Origin of the sequence: Aridibaculum aurantiacum (genome assembly GCF_017355875.1) — a bacterium.
Classification (GTDB): domain Bacteria; phylum Bacteroidota; class Bacteroidia; order Chitinophagales; family Chitinophagaceae; genus Segetibacter; species Segetibacter aurantiacus.
In genome coordinates, this window is the sequence record NZ_JAFEWC010000001.1 from 1,664,385 (window position 1) to 1,682,745 (window position 18,361).

At 42.0% G+C, this 18,361-nt stretch carries 19 protein-coding genes; 9 read left to right on the plus strand and 10 right to left on the minus strand.

The window, feature by feature from the left end; translation table 11 throughout:
- Positions 1-2: 2 nt before the first annotated feature.
- The 3 genes from J4N22_RS06960 to J4N22_RS06970 form a co-directional block, all read right to left on the minus strand.
- Positions 3-875 carry a transglutaminase family protein gene (locus tag J4N22_RS06960; protein ID WP_207493205.1) on the minus strand — a complete coding sequence of 291 codons (873 nt, stop codon included), beginning with the start codon at positions 873-875 and terminating at the stop codon, positions 3-5.
- Between the two features lie 265 nt (positions 876-1,140).
- Entirely contained in the window at positions 1,141-3,723 is a 2,583-nt protein-coding gene (gene topA, locus J4N22_RS06965; RefSeq protein WP_207493206.1) for a type I DNA topoisomerase, read from the minus strand.
- 241 nt (positions 3,724-3,964) lie between these two features.
- Entirely contained in the window at positions 3,965-4,846 is an 882-nt protein-coding gene (locus tag J4N22_RS06970) for an alpha/beta hydrolase (protein ID WP_207493207.1), read from the minus strand.
- 25 nt (positions 4,847-4,871) lie between these two features.
- On the opposite strand from J4N22_RS06970, the gene J4N22_RS06975 reads away from it, so the two are divergent.
- The 9 genes from J4N22_RS06975 (at position 4,872) to lipA (ending at position 12,381) form a co-directional block, all read left to right on the plus strand.
- Entirely contained in the window at positions 4,872-5,636 is a 765-nt protein-coding gene (locus J4N22_RS06975) for a Rossmann-like and DUF2520 domain-containing protein (protein ID WP_207493208.1), read from the plus strand.
- Between the two features lie 113 nt (positions 5,637-5,749).
- Positions 5,750-6,085 (plus strand): 2Fe-2S iron-sulfur cluster-binding protein, encoded by a 336-nt coding sequence (locus J4N22_RS06980; protein ID WP_207493209.1) that lies wholly within the window; start codon positions 5,750-5,752, stop codon positions 6,083-6,085.
- 67 nt (positions 6,086-6,152) lie between these two features.
- Positions 6,153-6,392: a Fe-S cluster assembly protein IscX gene (gene iscX / locus J4N22_RS06985; protein WP_207493210.1), complete on the plus strand. Its 240-nt coding sequence runs from the start codon at positions 6,153-6,155 to the stop codon at positions 6,390-6,392.
- 132 nt (positions 6,393-6,524) lie between these two features.
- Complete coding sequence (locus J4N22_RS06990; RefSeq protein ID WP_242692084.1) at positions 6,525-7,049, plus strand: KdsC family phosphatase; 525 nt, start codon at positions 6,525-6,527, stop codon at positions 7,047-7,049.
- A 47-nt stretch (positions 7,050-7,096) separates the two neighbouring features.
- Positions 7,097-8,035, plus strand: coding sequence for a geranylgeranylglycerol-phosphate geranylgeranyltransferase (locus J4N22_RS06995; protein ID WP_207493211.1), 939 nt, complete (start codon positions 7,097-7,099; stop codon positions 8,033-8,035).
- Positions 8,036-8,047: 12 nt separating this feature from the next.
- Entirely contained in the window at positions 8,048-8,653 is a 606-nt protein-coding gene (locus tag J4N22_RS07000; protein WP_207493212.1) for a Maf family nucleotide pyrophosphatase, read from the plus strand.
- 203 nt (positions 8,654-8,856) lie between these two features.
- Positions 8,857-10,158: a DUF2851 family protein gene (locus J4N22_RS07005; protein WP_207493213.1), complete on the plus strand. Its 1,302-nt coding sequence runs from the start codon at positions 8,857-8,859 to the stop codon at positions 10,156-10,158.
- A gap of 337 nt (positions 10,159-10,495) precedes the next feature.
- A complete protein-coding gene (locus tag J4N22_RS07010; RefSeq protein WP_207493214.1) occupies positions 10,496-11,314 on the plus strand; it encodes a hypothetical protein in 819 nt (272 codons plus the stop codon).
- A 131-nt stretch (positions 11,315-11,445) separates the two neighbouring features.
- Positions 11,446-12,381, plus strand: a complete 936-nt coding sequence (gene lipA, locus J4N22_RS07015; protein WP_207493215.1) for a lipoyl synthase — start codon at positions 11,446-11,448, stop codon at positions 12,379-12,381.
- Positions 12,382-12,541: 160 nt separating this feature from the next.
- Here lipA and mnhG read toward each other — a convergent pair whose 3' ends face one another.
- The 7 genes from mnhG to J4N22_RS07050 all read right to left on the minus strand — a co-directional run bounded on the left by mnhG (position 12,542) and on the right by J4N22_RS07050 (position 18,348).
- On the minus strand, positions 12,542-12,943 hold the full coding sequence (mnhG, locus tag J4N22_RS07020; RefSeq protein WP_207493216.1) for a monovalent cation/H(+) antiporter subunit G: 402 nt from the start codon (positions 12,941-12,943) through the stop codon (positions 12,542-12,544).
- Positions 12,936-13,211 (minus strand): cation:proton antiporter, encoded by a 276-nt coding sequence (locus tag J4N22_RS07025; RefSeq protein ID WP_207493217.1) that lies wholly within the window; start codon positions 13,209-13,211, stop codon positions 12,936-12,938. The genes mnhG and J4N22_RS07025 overlap by 8 nt, the downstream gene beginning before the upstream one ends.
- Complete coding sequence (locus J4N22_RS07030) at positions 13,208-13,684, minus strand: Na+/H+ antiporter subunit E (RefSeq protein WP_207493218.1); 477 nt, start codon at positions 13,682-13,684, stop codon at positions 13,208-13,210. Before J4N22_RS07030 ends, J4N22_RS07025 begins: the two co-directional genes overlap by 4 nt.
- Positions 13,685-13,695: 11 nt before the next feature.
- The gene (locus J4N22_RS07035) at positions 13,696-15,174 is read right to left on the minus strand and encodes a proton-conducting transporter transmembrane domain-containing protein (protein WP_207493219.1); all 1,479 of its coding nucleotides are present in this window, start codon (positions 15,172-15,174) and stop codon (positions 13,696-13,698) included.
- A gap of 35 nt (positions 15,175-15,209) precedes the next feature.
- Complete coding sequence (locus J4N22_RS07040) at positions 15,210-15,563, minus strand: Na+/H+ antiporter subunit C (RefSeq protein WP_207493220.1); 354 nt, start codon at positions 15,561-15,563, stop codon at positions 15,210-15,212.
- Positions 15,563-15,979 carry a Na+/H+ antiporter subunit B gene (locus J4N22_RS07045; RefSeq protein WP_207493221.1) on the minus strand — a complete coding sequence of 139 codons (417 nt, stop codon included), beginning with the start codon at positions 15,977-15,979 and terminating at the stop codon, positions 15,563-15,565. The genes J4N22_RS07040 and J4N22_RS07045 overlap by 1 nt, the downstream gene beginning before the upstream one ends.
- Before the next feature lie 62 nt (positions 15,980-16,041).
- Entirely contained in the window at positions 16,042-18,348 is a 2,307-nt protein-coding gene (locus tag J4N22_RS07050; RefSeq protein ID WP_207493222.1) for a putative monovalent cation/H+ antiporter subunit A, read from the minus strand.
- Positions 18,349-18,361: the final 13 nt, after the last annotated feature.

An 18,361-nucleotide genomic window follows, 5' to 3' on the forward strand; every position in this document is an offset into this window, starting at 1 on the left:
TCTTATTCATCCAATAGTTTACTCAACGCCATTAATTCATCGTACTTGTACTGGAACTTAGGATTCTCAAAACATTTAGCCAGCTCTTCCAGCTGCAATTGAATGATGCGTTTATGGCTCATTGGCTGGAAGTAAAACGGTGTAATTGGAACAGAGATTCGTTTGAAATAGGACTCGATGTCTTTGTGCGAAAAGATCTGCCCGGAAATGGCATCTATATAAAAATGGATCTTATGTTGCGGGTTGATGCTTCCTTCGTACTGGTCGTAATCATTGTGGAAGTAAGCCAGGATAAATTGCTTAGGAATATTGATGGCTTTTACATTAATATCCAGCAGCTCGCATAGCAATAAGTATAGCACACCATTGCTCAATGCATTTCCCTTTTTGCTTTCAATCACTTTGTGAATAAAGAAATCATCAGGGTTGTTGTAACCCATCTCCACACCCTTTAGGTTGTAATAATTATAAACAATGCTGGAGATAACATTTGCCTGCTCAAGCGATGTAAGAAAGCTGTTTAATTCAAGCCAGACATTCCTTCTTATTCTTTCCAACTCTTGTAATACTGGCGCTGTAGCAAGATCGGGATATTGATATTTTGCTACGAGTAAAGAACCAAACAACAGATCGTGGTAAGGATTACTCTTCCAATCGGTGAAGTCTTTAGTAAGATCATTGTAATGCAGCTTATGAATAAGCATTTCAATCCTTTCCTGCACCTCCTCGCTAAGGGTGTTTTCCCAAAGGTTTTCAAGGTTTGGAATAATGCCCCGCCCATAGTCAACTATCCTGTCAGAAACAGTAGAGAAAACCTCCTGGTCAGGATCGTCGAGAAGATTGAATAGTGCTGATATTTCTTTTGTCTCCTGCATATAGTGGAATGGATGGTTTAGCAAAAACAATTGTTGCATTGACTAATCCATCCTTATCAAACTACGGATTTTTTCTCTAGATGGTCAACCAATAGTTATTCAACAACTGTTAATTTCTTTTGTTCTTCTTGAACCGTTGGCAGGAGGAATTCTTAGGCTTATGCTACGTAAAAAGAAAAAATTATGCCGTTTCAGTTTTATATGAAACGGCATAAACATGATGTTATACTAGTGGAAGATGCCATCAATTTTGTGGCAACTATTCCTAGCTTTCTTTCTTAGATGCTTTTTTAGGAGCCGCCTTTTTTGCTGCAGCTTTTTTAGGCGCAGCTTTCTTAGCAGTTGCTTTTTTAGCAAAAGCATCAGGCACCTGTGCTTCAATCATTCGCTTAACTTCATCAAGCGATATGGTAGCTAATTCTTCAGGCGTGTATTTTCCTTTGTCTTCTTTGGAAGTGATCTTCAACATCTTTTTTCCAAAGCGAATGAAGGGCCCCCATCTACCATTCTCTATTGCTATCTTTTCTGATGGCCAATGCTGGATAAATCGGTTAGCTTCTTTTTCCAGTTTCTTTTCTATCAGCTCCTCACAATCTTTCTGTGTAAGATTGTCAAAATTGTAAGCACGAGGAACATTGATGAACAGGTCATTCCATTTTATAAATGGACCGAAACGACCTTTACCTTTTGTAACAGGTTTCTCTTCGTACATAGCAATGGGCGCATCTGCTTGTTGCTTTTCATTTATCAGGCTGATTGCACGTTCCATATCTACTGTCAGCGGGTCTTCACCTTTTGGAAGCGAAACAAAATCTTCGCCCCAGCGCACATAAGGACCAAAGCGCCCCATATTTACAGCTACCTCTTTGCCTTCATATTCACCTAAAGTAAGCGGCAACCTGAAGAGATCCATTGCTTCTTCATAAGTGATCGTCTCGATGCTTTGCGTAGGTTTTAATTTTGCAAAGCGTGGCTTCTCTTCTTCGTCTGCATTGCCAATTTGAACCATTGGGCCAAACCTACCCATTCGGGCAATTACCTTTTTGCCAGTTTGTGGGTCTACACCTATTTCTCTTTCTCCTTTAGCGCGTTCTGCAGTTTCAAGCGTTACCTCTATATGATTATGAAAAGGCTTGTAGAAGTCGTCAATCATACTGTTCCACTGCACTTTTCCTTCTGCTATTTCATCAAATTCCTGTTCTATGCCAGCGGTAAAACCATAATCCATTACCTGCTTGAAGTGTTGCTTCAAAAAGTCTGTTACCACCATTCCAAGGTCAGTAGGAAATAGTTTGCCTTTTTCAGCACCGGTATTTTCTGTTTGTACCTCTTTATTTATTTCGTCATTCTTCAGGCGTAAAATATTCACCTGCCTCTTTACCCCTTCCTTATCACGCTTCTCTACGTAATTTCTTTTAATGATGGTAGTGATAGTTGGCGCATAAGTAGACGGACGGCCAATACCTAATTCCTCCAGCTTTTTTACAAGCGAAGCTTCCGTATAGCGAGCAGCGGGGCGTGTGAATTTTTCTGATGCACGCATTTCTTTCAGGTCAAGCTTTTGGCGTGCAGTAAGTGGTGGTAGAACACCTTCTGTATCTTCCTCGTCCTCTTCGTCCTTGCTCTCCAGGTATACCTTTAAGAAACCATCAAACTTCATTACCTCACCGGTAGCGGTTAGTTGGTCTTTGTTGGTAGAAATATCTATGCGTGCAGTTGTCTTTTCAAATTCTGCATCACTCATTTGCGATGCAATGGTACGCTTCCAGATGAGCTCGTAAAGCCTGCGGCCTTCCTCATCATCAATGGAGCTGTTTTCCATATAAGTAGGCCTGATGGCTTCGTGTGCTTCTTGGGCACTTTCATTTTTGTTCTTGTACTTGCGTGGCTGGTAATACTTGTTGCCAAAGCTGCGCTGCACCTCGTCCTGTATTGCTGCCATGGCTGTTTCGCTCAGGTTGATGCTGTCGGTACGCATGTAAGTGATCTTACCACTTTCGTACAAGCGTTGTGCTATCAGCATGGTTTTGCTTACGCTATAGCCAAGTTTGCGGCTTGCTTCCTGCTGCAGTGTTGAAGTAGTGAAAGGCGCTGCAGGCGAACGTTTGGTAGGCCGAACGGTTACATCGGCTACTGTATATTCTGCACCTTTACAGCTTTGCAGGAATTTTTCTGCAGTTTCTTCTTTCTCAATTTTTGAAGGTCCTTCTGCTTTAAATGTAACAGGCCTTCCATTGATATCATTAGCAGAAAATAGTGCTTCTATTTTATAGCTGCTTTCTACCTTGAAGTTGTTGATCTCTCTTTCTCTTTCTACCACCAGTCTTACAGCTACACTCTGCACACGGCCTGCGCTAAGGCCACCCTGCATACCGATCTTCCTCCAAAGTACGGGGCTAAGTTCAAAACCCACCAACCTGTCGAGCACACGGCGCGCCTGCTGTGCATTTACCAGGTTCATATTTATGGTACGAGGGTTTTCTACAGCACGACGTATTGCTGGTGCTGTGATCTCGTGAAATACAATACGTTTAGTAGATCGGGGGTCCAGTCCTAGTTCTTCCGCTAAGTGCCAGCTTATGCTTTCACCTTCGCGGTCCTCATCCGATGCTAGCCAAACCTCCTTCGATTTTCTTGCCAGTTGCTTTAGCTCATTTACCACCTTCTGCTTCTCGTCGGGTACTTTATACCTTGGCTGGTAATTGTTGTTCAGGTCAATCCCCATGTCATCCTTTTCCAGGTCGCGGATGTGGCCATAGCAGCTCTTAACTTCAAAATCTTTCCCCAGGATCTTCTCTATGGTTTTAGCTTTTGCCGGCGACTCTACTATCAATAAATTCTTACTCATTCAGGAAAATTATATTATGTATCCACCTTCTGGTCGATGTTTTACAGCAGCCGTTTTGGTTAAAAATGAGGATCATGTCTCTACATACAACATCGGGATCAAATGTCAAATCAACTGCTAATGGTACATCAAACCGAAGTGGTGCAATATTACAGCATCTCGTTAAACAACAAAATAATTGATATGAATGCCGGAGATAATAGGTAGAGTGGTCAATTTCCGGTGAAAACACAGCAAATATTTAATGAGTCGCTTCTTCTTTTACAATGGCAGAAAGGAATTTTATGATCTTTTCGCTGATGTCGTTGTCGCGGTACACATTGCTGTGCCCAAGCCCTTTGGTTATCTCAAAGTTTAGATGAGGCAACTGCAGATCAATCAGGTGCTCCATATCGGCAAAAGGCGTAATGGTGTCTTCACGGTCATGTATCCAAAGGGTGGGAGTGGTAAGATGCTGCACGACCCGTGCTACCGAATACCATTCAGCAGGGTAACCGCCCATTTCCATTATTATCTTATCAAATGCTGCGCGTACACGTTTGCTCACTGGGATGTACTTAAAGAAACCTTCTATAGCACGGGTAGACTCGGTAGCAGGAGCGATCAGCACCAGTCGTTTGTGCAGGTTGTAGGGCATTTTTTCTACAGCAAGGGCCACCGCTAATCCGCCCAGTGAATGCGCCATTATGCCATCAACCGGGCCAAAGCGCCTGCAAATCTCCAGGATGGTGTCGCGGTACATAGCGGCATTGATGGTTTTGCCGGAACTCAATCCATGTGCAGGTGCGTCAAAGGCAAGTACTTCAAAACCTTTTTCCAGCAGTGGCTCAATGTATCTATCAAATTTATAGCTATGGCTATCAAACCCATGGCAGATCAATATTTTATGACCATTGCTTACCGCTGGCCACCACTGAAATCCATGAATTGTTTCGCCATTGAAAATAAAGTTGACCTTGTTTGCTTTTTCGAATATGGGAGGCGCCTGGTAATTTTTTCTTTTACTATAAGGGGTGCAAAAAATGCGAAAAGCTTCTTCTGCTGCTTTATGTGGCGAAAAAAGTCCGAGCAGCTTCAGTTTGTTCGTGTAAAAACCGAGCACAATTCTTTGTGTTAACTTCATCCTTCTGTTATTAAATCAAAATTAAATGAAAGTAGTCATCATAGGGTCTGGTAATGTAGCCTGGGTATTGGGGAAGAAAATGAAGCAGGCAGGAGTGGAGATAATACAAGTGTTGAGCAGGAATAAGGAACAGGGACAGCAGTTGGCAGGTATTCTTTCTACGGCATTTGCATCCACCTATTCTGAATTGAGCAAGAAAGCAGATTTATATATGATAGCAGTTTCCGATACTTATATAAGTAGTGTAGCTGCTCAATTGAAACTAAAAAACAAGATCATTGTTCACACGGCAGGGTCGGTTTCTAAAACTGTACTGCAATCAACTGCCACCGCTACCTGCAGTTATGGAGTGCTGTATCCTTTACAAACTTTAAATAAAGAAGCGCAGCTGGTGCCGGAGGTGCCGGTATTGATTGATGGAGTAGATGAAAATACCATTCAGCAGTTAACTCAGTTTGCTGCTATTTGGTCTGAGAGTGTGGCAGTTGCAGATGATGATCAACGTTTAAAAATGCATATAGCAGCAGTTTTTTCCAGCAACTTCACCACCTTCATGCATGTAATGGCTGATGAATATTGTACTGCTGAAGGATTGAATTTTAAAATGCTGCTGCCGTTGATAGAAGAAACCAGCAGTCGCTTAAAAATGCATCGACCTGTAGAGGTACAGACAGGCCCGGCTATAAGGAAGGATATTCCAACAATCAATATGCATATAGACCTGCTAAGCAGTTACCCACGGCTCCAGGGAATGTACCGGCTGATAAGCGCTAGTATATTAGACCAGTAGCTGCCGAACTACATAGAAGAAATTCTGTTGTAAGGGTAGTTTTCAACCTGCTTTAGTATTTGGATAGTTTTTGCGAGTGCATTCCAATACTTTTGCAGCTCAAATAAGGATGTATGTATACGATCAAATTCAATTTTGAAGAAAAGGGGAAGGAGCCGGTAACCCTTTCAGGCATAACGGCAGATCAAAGTTTGCTGGAAGTAGCACTAAAGAATAATATAGAACTTCATCATAACTGCGGTGGCGTTTGCGCCTGCAGCACCTGTCATTTATATGTAATGAAAGGTGAGGATTTCCTGGAGGAGCTTACTGATAAAGAAGAAGACTTTATAGATCGTGCAGTAAACCCTCGACTGAATTCAAGGCTTGGCTGCCAGTGCGTTCTGCTGGATGGTGAAGGTGAAGTAGAAGTTACTTTACCTGACCAGACCCAATTCCTAGGAGAATAAAATAGCTTTTTCTTGCTGCTTAGCAGCAGGCTTACAACAAACATCAATACACGATAAAGAACAAATTATGGCACAATATGAACCACCCATTCATTGGAATGATTATGAAGACATAGCACTTAAGCTATATGAAAAATTCGGAGACGAGTTCAATGAAGGAAAGATCTACAGGGTAAGGTTTACTGACCTGCTGGAGTGGGTGCTTCAGTTACCCAATTTTGTCGGTACCCGCGAACAAAGCAACGAAGGTCACCTGGAGATGATACAAAGCTCGTGGGTGTACGAGTGGCGCGATAACCAGAAATAATGGGTGGCAGATGAGCGGCTTATAATAGATAGAAGCCGCTTATCGCCATTCGCACCTTCACTTCTACATGTTGCAATAGGTTTTTGCACCTTCTGCTTGCTGCTGTACAGTTGCTGCTCATTAAATTAGATAATGATGAATTTGCTGGAATTATTCAAACCTATTACTACACTAGTGTTTGATGTGGATGGCGTGCTAACGGATGGCAGGCTTACGTTACTTCCCGGTGGAGTGATGGCCAGGACCATGAATGTAAAAGATGGTTATGCGCTTCAGCTTGCAGTAAAGCGGGGTTATAAGGTAGTTATCATTTCAGGTGGTGCCTCGGTAGAAGTGATAGACAGGCTGAATAAGCTAGGAATAAAGGATGTGTATATGCAGGTGACGGATAAGATCACTGTTTTGCAAAACTTCCTGGCTGAGAATAATATTAGCTGGCAGGAAGTGATGTACATGGGTGATGATATTCCCGACTTGGAGGTGATGGAAAAAGCAGCCCTTGCCTGTTGCCCATCAGATGCGGTTCCGGAAATAAAAGAGGTAAGCGCCTACATATCGCCCCAGGCTGGCGGCTATGGCTGCGGCCGCGATGTAATAGAAAAGGTACTGAAGATTAGAGGCCATTGGAAAGAAGACACTCATATTCCATCGCGCTAAAGTCGTAACATGTATATCAATTTATTTGCTTCACTTAAACAAACTGTTTGAAATTAATAAAGGCTTTTCTAAATCTGGTGCGCTGGCCCAACCTGGTGTTCATAGCCATTACACAGCTTTTGTTTGTGTATGCTATCATACATCCTATATTTTCCAATGCAGGGCGTGTGGCTAACATCAGTGGAATCAACTTATTTCTCCTTATTGTTTCTTCAGTATTCATAGCGGCAGCTGGTTATATCATCAACGATTACTTCGACCTGGATATAGACCTTATAAACAAACCTGATAAACTGGTTGTGGCAAAGGTAATCCACCGCCGATGGGTGATCGTGTGGCACCTGGTGCTAAGCATCATCGGTATACTTATCGGTTTCTATATCGATCTCACTACCAATGTTCGTTTTTTGGGAATTTTCAACCTGGGATGCGTACTGCTGCTGTTTGTATACTCTATTTCTTTAAAGAAAAAACTGCTGGCCGGGAATGTATTGATATCGCTTCTTACTGCATGGGTCATACTGGTAGTTACCTGGAGTGAAAGTAGCAACCTGCTTACATCAGCAGCCATAGGATCTTATACAGAAAAAGTTACCCGCATCACATTTCTATATGCTGGCTTTGCTTTTGTAATATCATTGATCCGCGAGGTAGTAAAGGATATGGAAGACATAGAAGGCGACCGCCGGTATGGTTGTACTACTATGCCTATAGCCTGGGGAATTATAGCTACCAAAGTATTTGTAGCGGTATGGTTAGTGGTATTGATAGCAGCATTAAGTATAGTGCAGTTTTATGTACTACAATTCAAGTGGTGGTGGAGTGCAGCTTATTGCATTCTTTTCATCATTGTTCCATTGTTGTATGTATTCAGAAAGCTTTTTCCTGCTACTACCAGTGCCGATTATCATAAACTAAGTTCATGGATAAAATTGGTCATGTTCACCGGCATCTTGTCCATGATTTTTTTTAGGCTGTATTTATAAAACACTGCAACTATGGTTAGAATTATTTTGGCTTCTCAATCTCCGAGACGCAAACAACTATTAGACTGGGCGGAAGTTCCTTATACGGTGGTGGCGCGTTCTACTGATGAAACTTATCCTGAAGGGATGCCTGTAGAAGAAATACCGATTCATATAGCGCGTCAAAAAGCAAATGAGACCAATAGCTACCTGGATGCAGCTTATCATAAACAATACAGCGATAAAACAATCCTTGCTGCCGATACCATTGTAGTGCTCGATGACCAGGTGATAAACAAACCCACCAACAGGGCAGATGCTATCCGTATGCTTACCCTGCTTTCCGGCCGTACTCACAAGGTTATTACTGGTGTTGTCATTCATACCGATCATTACCAGGTGGCATTTTCCGAAACTACCGAAGTTGAATTTTACGAGCTTACTGCCGACCAGATCGAGTTTTACATAGACAAGTTCAAGCCTTTTGATAAAGCTGGTTCTTACGCCATACAGGAGTGGATAGGTGTTATTGGCATCAAGCGCATCAATGGTGATTTTTACAATGTTATGGGACTACCAATTAGCCGTGTAGTACGCGAACTGGATAACCTGGAAGAGCCTCCTGCACAGCCAGAGTAGTTTATTTTGCCAGCTTCACCGCTGTGGTGAATCATTGTTGCGACGCTCCGTTTATCTGCAGTGCTTGTGGCAGCAGTAGTTTAATGCGCATTTTTATAACTAACACTGCTATCATCTAGCAGGCTAATGCAGCCTTAGCTATACTTCATCGTATTATTTTATTACATTAGGTGTAGCTGCAGGTAAAGCATCAGCCACACGCTATGACAGAGCGATTGCTACAATTCATCTGGCAATTCCAGTATTATAATACTGGTTCGCTGTCCACCGAAGAAGGACAGTTGCTAAAGATCATTCACCAGGGGCAGTTCCACAGCAATCAGGGACCAGATTTTATAAATGCAAAAGTGGTATTAGATAATACTACATGGGCAGGCAACATAGAATTGCATATTCGTTCTTCAGATTGGATACGTCACCGTCATTCTGCAGATAAAAACTACAACAATACCATACTGCACGTAGTATGGCAGCACGATGCAGTTATCAAACATGCTGATGGTTCAGTTATACCTACACTTCAATTACAGCATCGTGTTCCAAAGCTCATGCTCCAGCATTACGATGTACTGCAACAAAGCAATCATTTTGTTCCCTGCGATCGATTTCTTCCGGCGCTCACCGAACTCAAGTGGGGTGTTTGGAAAGACAGGCTACTAGTGGAGAGACTTCAGCGGAAGTCAGCATATGTATTGGAGCTTTTACAGGCAGCACAAAATCATTGGGAAGAAGTTTTCTGGTGGATGCTGGCCCGCAACTTTGGCTCAAAGATCAATGCAGATTGTTTTGAAGCAGTTGCTCGTTCACTACCGGTCGCAACATTAGGTCGTCACAAAAACCAGATTCACCAGCTGGAGGCTATGCTGCTGGGGCAGGCAGGTTTGCTGTCACGCTCTTTCACTGATGATTATATGGTCATGCTTAGCAAAGAATACCAGTTCCTGCAGAAAAAGTATAAGCTGGTTCCTTCTGCTATTACGCCAAATTTTCTGCGCATGCGGCCTGCTAATTTTCCTACTATCAGGCTTGCGCAACTGGCCATGCTGGTACACCGTTCTTCGCACTTATTTTCTTCAGTGTTGGAGGCAGTTGATGTAAACGGCTTAAAGAAATACTTAGATGTTACCGCAAATGATTACTGGCACTATCATTACCTGCCTGATGAACCAACACCTTTCAAGCCCAAACAATTGGGACAACAAATGGCGGAGAATATCATCATCAATACCATTGTTCCTGTAGTTTTTAGTTACGGTGTCTTTCATAAAAATGATGCACTGAAAGAAAAAGCTGCTGTATGGTTAACGCAGGTACAGCCTGAAGAGAATGCTATAACTAAACACTGGAAAGCCAAAGGTGTTACCAACCTGCATGCAGCCGATAGTCAGGCGCTCATCGAGCTCAAAAATAATTATTGCACTCACCGCAGGTGTCTTTCCTGCTCTGTTGGTAATTCAGTTCTTAAAGCTGCTGATGGGCAAAACAAGATTTCAGTGGTGCGGTAGCTTCCAGGTAATAACTGTTGAAATAGAAATAACGTTTCTTTCACCTACAGAAGCTTCACCTATTTTCTCGTTTTAAAAACTTCCTGGGCATATTAAAAAAACGTGATCCTTCAGCCACTAAACCATATGATGATCACTATCTATATGCTTGTTGCTGATAATTACGATACAGAAGTTTCAGAAGGAAAAATGTGTATTTGAAGGAATTGCTTCATTACACTGGCCACTTTAGTGCTGCAAAAACGAACTATCAGTAAACCAGTTTGTTTACTCTTTGCAGCCATAAAGTATTCATACTTAAATTGCCCTAAATTTACAAGCAACTAATAATTACAAAGTGAAGAAGATCGTCATTGCCATTCTTTGCACAATATCCCTTACTAATCTTACCGCTCAAAATCGTGATGCCCGGCAGGAAAAAAGAGAAGAACGCAGAGAAAAGATCAGCCAACTCATAAAACAGGAAGAAGAAGGTGCTTTGATATTCAATAAGCAAAGCATATTTGGTATCAAGTTATCTACTGACGGATACGGCGCTTTTTATGAATTTGGAAAATTGAAGACGCCAACTAAAACCACCCTCTATTCATTTGAACTAGGTGAGCGCAAGCATCCTAAAGAAGAAAAGGTTCCGCAAAATTTTGCTATTCCAATAGGCAATCCATACATCTATGGTAAGGTGAACAATTTTTATTTTGCCAAGCTTGGTGTTGGTCAGCAGCGCCTTATAGGTGGGAAGGGAAATAAAAACGGTGTTGCCATTTCTGCTATCTATGGTGGCGGGTTTAGTGCAGGACTGTTGAAACCTTATTATTTAGAGGTAGATGGTGCTGGTGGCAATAGGAGAGACATTAAGTTCGACGGCGGCAACGATTCAGTCTTCTTGTCTGCGCAAAATATCTATGGCGCATCCAGTTTTGGTAAAGGCTGGAACGAAATTAAGTTTGTTCCGGGTGTGTATGCAAAAACAGCCTTACGTTTTGACTATGGTCGTTTCAATGAAACGGTAAGTGCTATAGAGGTTGGATTGAATTGGGATTTTTACACCCAGCGTATGCCAATACTGTTATGGCGTGAAGGTTTCCCTGATGTGAACAAACCGCGCAACTTCTTTTTTAGTGCTTACGCTTCTATCGTCTTCGGAAGGAGAAAGTAGCTTACTTTTGCGCCGAGATAGAGAAGGGTGTTGAAAACCTATTTCACCTCTTATAAAATGAAGGCAAAAGCCCTCATCCCAACGACTGCTATATTATTTGCCAGGTATCACAGCTTAATGATAATTTTCGCATGCAAGAGCTACCCATAGTACAGAAGATAGACGAGACAAAAATGAAAGTGAAGAAGCCTGATTGGCTGCGTGTAAAACTGCCTATAGGTGAAAGTTATAAGCATGTTCGCGGGCTGGTAGACACGCATAAACTTCACACCATTTGCGAAAGCGGCAACTGCCCAAATATGGGTGAGTGCTGGGGTGAAGGCACTGCTACCTTTATGATACTTGGAAATACATGTACACGTAGCTGCGGTTTTTGCGCAGTGGCTACCGGTCGTCCAGACCCTGTTGATTGGGATGAGCCACAACGTGTAGCTGAAGCAATTCACCTGATGAAGGTGAAGCACGCTGTAATAACCAGCGTGGATCGCGACGAACTAAAAGATGGTGGATCCATCATCTGGTACAATACTATCAAAGCCGTTAAAGCTTTAAACCCGGGTACAACTTTAGAAACGCTTATCCCTGATTTTCGTGGTTATGCTGACCAGGTACAGCGGGTAATAGACGCAGCACCCGAAGTAGTGAGCCATAATATGGAAACGGTTGAAAGACTGTCGCGCCAGGTTCGTATACAGGCTAAGTACCGTCGTAGCCTGGAGGTTTTGCGTATGCTAAAGGAAGGAGGAATGCGTACCAAAACTGGTATCATGCTCGGCCTTGGCGAAAAGAAAGAAGAGGTGGTTCAAAGCATGGAAGACCTGGTAGCGGTTGGAGTGGATGTTCTTACTCTTGGTCAATACCTGCAGCCTACTCCAAAACATTTACCGGTACATCGTTTTGTTCACCCGGATGAATTTGCTGAGCTACGTGAGATAGGTTATGAACTTGGTTTTGATTATGTAGAAAGTGGTCCGCTTGTAAGATCATCTTACCATAGCGAAAGACATGTAATACCTGGTTATGGCCGCGACAAATGGATGAAGGAAAAGGAAATGATGGTAGGATAGAGAGCAGGTTGTTGGTTTCTGGTTTCTTGTTCCTGGTTATAAAATGTAAAGGTTTTTCCAGTAGTTCGTTAGCCATCAAAATTTGGGATGAACTAATTATTTAGTGCCCAAAACTAGAGTGTCATCCCGACGAAGGAGGGATCCCCTAGTTCCAAAAGCCTTACTTCGTACTTCCCACCTCTCCTTTATCATCTGTACCTTTTTCATCCGATTGGCTCTTCAGTTCATGTGTTTCGGTTTTATACATTCCTTCCAGTTCATCAATCACTGATTTATCCCACATCTTGGTGCCAATGAAATAAGCAGTACGGCCAATCATATGCGCGGCAACAGGTGCTGTAAGCAGCAGGAAAAGAATAATGGCAAATACACGCGATACTACCGATACTTCTGAAAAATATAGAGCAGCTCCTCCCAATATCAAACCAATACCAAGAGTAACCGCTTTGGTGGTGACAGATACACGCAGGTAAAAGTCAGGCATCCTGATAAAACCTATAGATGCGATCAGGATGAACAATGCTCCCAATCCACTTAATATCATGATAATGGCCTCAGTCATTTTTCTTTCTTTTTTCAAGGTAATACGAGAATGCTATTGTGCCCAGGAAAGCAATTAGCGCAAGTATCATGGCTATATCTAAGAAAGTAGATTGGTTGTTGATGATACTATACACAGCTATAATAGCAATACCAATAGTGATTAATAGATCTAGTGCAATAACACGATCTACTATTCCCGGTCCTTTTAAAAAACGGATAAACACCAGCACGATCGATATGCTCAGTATCGGCAGGATAATATAATATAGATATTCGTACAGGTTCATCTCAACAGCTCCAGCAACTTCCTTTCGAAGCCGCTTTTTATACTCGTTATGAATTTTTCCTTGTCTTTTATATACATCGCATGCACGTACAAAACTTTTTTGTCATCCGATACATCCAGGCTTAGCGTTCCGGGTGTAAGCGTGATAAGGTTTGCCAGCAATGTGATTTCAAGGTCTGTTTTAGCATCCAGTGGAATTTTCACAATACCTGGTTTCATAAAAAAACGTGGAGTGATCACATCATAAGCTACCTCCAGGTTTGCCTTTAGTAGTTCTTTTAAAAAGAACAATATAAAGCCAATGATGCGCGGCACCCTGTTGAAATATCTTTTGTCTTCGCTCTTTCGCGCACTCATCCAGAGTATGACATAGCTGAGTATGAAACCAAACACAAAATTGATGAACACGAACCTACCCGTAAGGGCCATCCATACAAGTGTAAGCAGCAGGTTCATTAATAATTGTCTGATCATAACATCTGGTTTTATGGTGCAGCTACAGGACCCAGCACAGCATTGATGTAAGCTGTTGGGTCTAATAACTCAATGGCTATATGGTGCGATACAGCCATTATATTTTCCGCACCCAATCCTATATATACTGATACAATTGCCAACATCAATACAGGGCCTACCAACAGAGTTTTCCTGCTCCATTTCATAGGCGCCAGGTCATCAGCTTGTACCGTTTCTGTTTGTGGTTGTGTTTTCCAAAAGATCTCAGCCCATATTTTTGCCACTATCCATAGCGTGAAGAAACTGGCGATTATAATGGAAATGATGAGGAAGTAATTTCCTGTAGAGAAGCCGCCCTGGAACAACAATATCTTAGGCCAGAAGCCTGAAAGCGGCGGGATACCCACCAGCGAAAATAAGACCACCGCCATCAGCAGCGATAGCTTCGGGTATTCATCATACAATCCACCTACTTCTTTAAATTCAAGGCTACCTTTTATTTTGAAGATGAGACCACAGATCAGGAAAAGATTGGTCTTCACCATTATGTCGTGCACCAGGTAAAACAAAGCCCCTGTAAGTGCAGCTTCATTGAACATAGCAAGACCTGCAATCATGTAACCGATATGTGAAACGATGAGGTAGGAGAATATTTTTCTTACATCTGTTTTTACTATAGCTCCTAAAACACCAGTTAATAATGTTGCTCCTGCTATGATGGTAAAAGTGGTCCTTACAAATTCGTCGGGTACAAAAATGAGTGTGAACACACGCAACATAGCATACACGCCAACTTTAGTAAGCAGTCCGCCGAATATAGCCGCTATAGCCGACGGTGGTGTATGATAAGAGGATGGTAGCCAGAAGTACAAGGGAAAGATGGCAGACTTAATTCCAAAACCAACAAAGAATAGTAAGGCAGTTACATTAACCAATCCCCGATTTTGCACCTGTGCCACTTTTAGTGATAGATCAGCCATATTTAAACTGCCGGTCAGTCCATACAAGATGCCTATTGCTGTAAGGAAAATCACCGATGCCAGCAGGTTCATGGTTACGTATTTGATACCGCCTTCTATCTGTGGTTTTCTTCCACCTAATGTCATTAGAACAAAGGAAGCAATGATGATGATCTCAAACCATACATATAGGTTGAAAATGTCGCCGGTCAAAAAAGCTCCACTCAATCCCATAAGCAAAAAATGCAGGATAGGGAAGTAGCCAAAACGCATTCTTGCTTTGCTGATCCCTGCTGTAGAAAATATGCTTACTGCAAGTCCTGCAATGCTGGTAAGCAATACTAGTGTACTACCAAATACATCGGCAACGAAAGTGATACCAAAAGGCGCCGACCAATTTCCTGCTTGCATGGTTTGAATACCATTGTTCCAAACCTGGTGCAGCAGCATAATACTGATGGTAAGCGAAACAAAATTTCCTACAACACTTGCCACACGCTGCGCCGCCACTTTTCGCCAGCAGAAGAGCAGAACAATTGCTGTGAACATATGCACAAGTATTGGCCATATGATGTTGTGCCCGGTCATACTTCTTCTTCTGTGGTATTTAAGTGATCAAGATCATCGCTGTTTATAACAGCATAAACTCTTTTTATAAGAATAATGGCAAACGCTTGTAAACCGAAGCTGATCACAATAGCCGTTAATATCAACGCCTGTGGTATTGGATCAGCATATAATCCAGTAAGTGCTTTTGCATCGTCGGGTATTACGGGTGGGTTTCCTTTTACCAATGAGCCCAATAGGAAGATGAGCATATTAGCACCATTACCTAAAAGTATAAGCCCGAGAATCAATTTGACAAGGCTACGCCTTAGCAACATATAGATGCCGGCGCTGTACAAAATGCCAATTAATATAACCAGTAGTAACTCCATTATTCATTTGCTGTTTCGCTAATGGTAAATAGTATGGTAAGTGTAACACCTACCACTACGATGTAAACACCAATATCAAAAAATAAAGCAGAGCCTATCATACCTACAACAGGAAAAGGTTTCTCGAACCAAAGGCCTGTCATAAATGGTTGCCCTATAAGCATAGGTGCAAACCCGCTAATGAGCGAGATGGTTAAACCTATGGGAATATTAATTCCAGGATGATACTTGAGGAACTCACGTGTTTTATCTAGCCCATTGGCAAAAGCATGAAGTACAAATGCAATAGATGCTACCAGTCCGCCCACAAATCCTCCTCCTGGCAGGTAGTGTCCTCTCAGTAAAATAAATACAGAAAACAGCAGCAATACCGGGAGCAAATAATTAGAAGCTGTTTTTAATATGATCGTTTTCATTCAACTTATTTTTACTGTAATTCCTATTTCATCTTGTGCACCTGCTCATATACCGGCACAGGTCATTCTTTTTCTTTTAAACCAATTTTTAGCTTTAGCATGCTGTATACACCAATAGCAGCTATCGTTAGTACAGTTATTTCTACCAGTGTATCCATGCCCCTGAAATCCACCAGGATAACATTTACTACATTCTTACCTTTTGCAAATACATAGGAGTTCTTGGCGTAAAATTCAGTTATGTCTTTTGTAGCTGTTTCATTGATGACCTCCAGTGCAATGATGGATAGTAAGGTTCCAAAGGATAATGCCACCAATCCATCCCTGATTTTTACAGGTGCATTAGTAAGGTGTAAAAATGGTGGTAGCCTGAATAACACAAGCACGAACAACACCACTGTGAGCGTATCAATGGTGAACTGCGTCATGGCAAGATCTGGTGCACTGTAGAATACAAAAAGCAAACAGATACAATATCCAACCACACCCATTGCTGCTACTGCTATCAAACGTGATGATGTAAAAACCGTTTTGAAAATCGCGAACAACATTATTCCCGTTACCACAGCTTCGTAAATCGTTATCTCGTGTAGCTTGCTTTCATCAATGTAAATATTTACGCCAGTGAATAATTTATACGACAATAAGACCACAAGAAACAGCACGATTACCAGCACATAAATGCGTAGGTAACCATTTTGCATGATGCGTGTGTAATGCCTGGCAAAGGCATGTACACCAGTAGCAATACCAGGGATAATAAATGCAGGTGAATATTCTCTGAAACGATCAACAGCATGTATTCTTTCTGAAGATGGCTTGATGTATTTGTACAACAGGAAACCACCAACAAGAGTAATAGCACTTAACAGCAGCACCAGGTTGAATCCATGCCATATCTTCAAAGGGATATCTACCGGTCCGCCATGTAAGGCGCGTACAACTGGTTGAACTAAACTATTATCAATCAGCGCAGGAAAGAAACCAAAGATCATACTCAGTATTCCCAGCAGCAAGGGTGGTAGCCACATCCACAACGATGGCAGGTGTACATCATGAAACTGTGAAGGAATGTTACCTGTGAATGGTTTAATGCCGGCAACGAAACCTGCATACAGCAACATGATATTAGTGACTACAGCAAGCGCTGTAAGAAAAATAAAATTGTTGCCGCTACTTAAGGTTCCCTCGTAGATAAGGTCTTTACCTAAAAAACCAAATGTGAATGGAATACCCGCACTCGATATAGCAGCCACGATGCCGGCTATAGCTACAGGCATCATTACTTTGCGTAAGCCGCTAAGCACCGTTACATCGCGGGTGCCTGTTTCATGATCAATAATGCCTGTTACAAGAAACAATCCTGCTTTATACAATGCATGAACAAGAATAAAAACAGCTGCAGCAATCAGCGCTTGCTGGGTTCCTATTCCTAACAAAAAAACAAGAATGCCTAGAGCAGAAATGGTAGTATAAGCAAGTATGGTTTTCAGATCTGTTCTGAATAAAGAATGAAATGCAGCATAAACCATGGTAATACCACCAACGATCATGAGCGTGTTATTCCAGTAGATGTTTTGCCCAAGAACAGGAGTAAGGCGAGCCAGTAAATAGACACCTGCTTTCACCATAGTAGCAGAGTGTAAGTAAGCAGAAACCGGCGTAGGTGCTTTCATAGCACCAGGTAACCAAAAGTGAAAAGGAAACTGTGCCGATTTGGTGAACGCACCACCGCAGATCAACAGTAGCATCAGCCAGTAGTGTTCGCTGTTTTGCAAAACAGAACGTGATGTTATCATCTCCGAAATAGAAAAGCTGCCAATGGTGCTGCCCATCAAGATGAAGCCAGCCATCAATAAAAAACCACCACCACCGGTAATGGCCAATGCTAACAAAGAACTTTTTCTTGAATCAGGATTATCATTATTAAAACCAATAAGAAAAAATGAACTGATACTGGTGAGTTCCCAAAAAACAAAAAGTGCCAATACATTATCGCTAAGTACAAGGCCAAGCATGCTGGCCATAAACATAGACAGGTAGCAGAAAAACCTGTTGACATAATTGTACCCTTTCATATAAGCAGCTGCGTATATGAAGATCAATGAACCAATACCAGTGATGAGCAGGCAGAACAACAGCGATAAGCCATCAAGATGATAATCGAGTTGAACACCTAACGATGGTATCCATGGATAGCTATACATCACAGTATTGCCATCAGCTAAGCGAGGAATAAAACTTAGGAAGTAGATGAATAAGCTAACAGGCAATAGGGACAGTATCAGTGACTGGTAACCTTTCAGCAACCTGCCAGCTAATAATACCATTGCAGCCACCACAAAACCAGACAATACAGCTATATGCATCTATTACAAGAAG

Bases quoted from the DNA above. Each gene is read 5' to 3' on its own strand.
- mnhG (WP_207493216.1), bottom strand. From the start codon at position 12,943: ATGACTGAGGCCATTATCATGATATTAAGTGGATTGGGAGCATTGTTC.
- J4N22_RS07005 (WP_207493213.1), top strand. From the start codon at position 8,857: ATGACAGAGCGATTGCTACAATTCATCTGGCAATTCCAGTATTATAAT.
- topA (WP_207493206.1), bottom strand. From the start codon at position 3,723: ATGAGTAAGAATTTATTGATAGTAGAGTCGCCGGCAAAAGCTAAAACC.
- iscX (WP_207493210.1), top strand. From the start codon at position 6,153: ATGGCACAATATGAACCACCCATTCATTGGAATGATTATGAAGACATA.
- J4N22_RS06980 (WP_207493209.1), top strand. From the start codon at position 5,750: ATGTATACGATCAAATTCAATTTTGAAGAAAAGGGGAAGGAGCCGGTA.
- J4N22_RS06975 (WP_207493208.1), top strand. From the start codon at position 4,872: ATGAAAGTAGTCATCATAGGGTCTGGTAATGTAGCCTGGGTATTGGGG.
- J4N22_RS07000 (WP_207493212.1), top strand. From the start codon at position 8,048: ATGGTTAGAATTATTTTGGCTTCTCAATCTCCGAGACGCAAACAACTA.
- J4N22_RS07025 (WP_207493217.1), bottom strand. From the start codon at position 13,211: ATGAACCTGTACGAATATCTATATTATATTATCCTGCCGATACTGAGC.
- J4N22_RS07045 (WP_207493221.1), bottom strand. From the start codon at position 15,979: ATGAAAACGATCATATTAAAAACAGCTTCTAATTATTTGCTCCCGGTA.
- J4N22_RS06970 (WP_207493207.1), bottom strand. From the start codon at position 4,846: ATGAAGTTAACACAAAGAATTGTGCTCGGTTTTTACACGAACAAACTG.
- J4N22_RS07040 (WP_207493220.1), bottom strand. From the start codon at position 15,563: ATGGAGTTACTACTGGTTATATTAATTGGCATTTTGTACAGCGCCGGC.
- J4N22_RS07035 (WP_207493219.1), bottom strand. From the start codon at position 15,174: ATGTTCACAGCAATTGTTCTGCTCTTCTGCTGGCGAAAAGTGGCGGCG.
- J4N22_RS06960 (WP_207493205.1), bottom strand. From the start codon at position 875: ATGCAGGAGACAAAAGAAATATCAGCACTATTCAATCTTCTCGACGAT.
- J4N22_RS07030 (WP_207493218.1), bottom strand. From the start codon at position 13,684: ATGATCAGACAATTATTAATGAACCTGCTGCTTACACTTGTATGGATG.
- J4N22_RS06990 (WP_242692084.1), top strand. From the start codon at position 6,525: ATGATGAATTTGCTGGAATTATTCAAACCTATTACTACACTAGTGTTT.
- J4N22_RS07050 (WP_207493222.1), bottom strand. From the start codon at position 18,348: ATGCATATAGCTGTATTGTCTGGTTTTGTGGTGGCTGCAATGGTATTA.
- lipA (WP_207493215.1), top strand. From the start codon at position 11,446: ATGCAAGAGCTACCCATAGTACAGAAGATAGACGAGACAAAAATGAAA.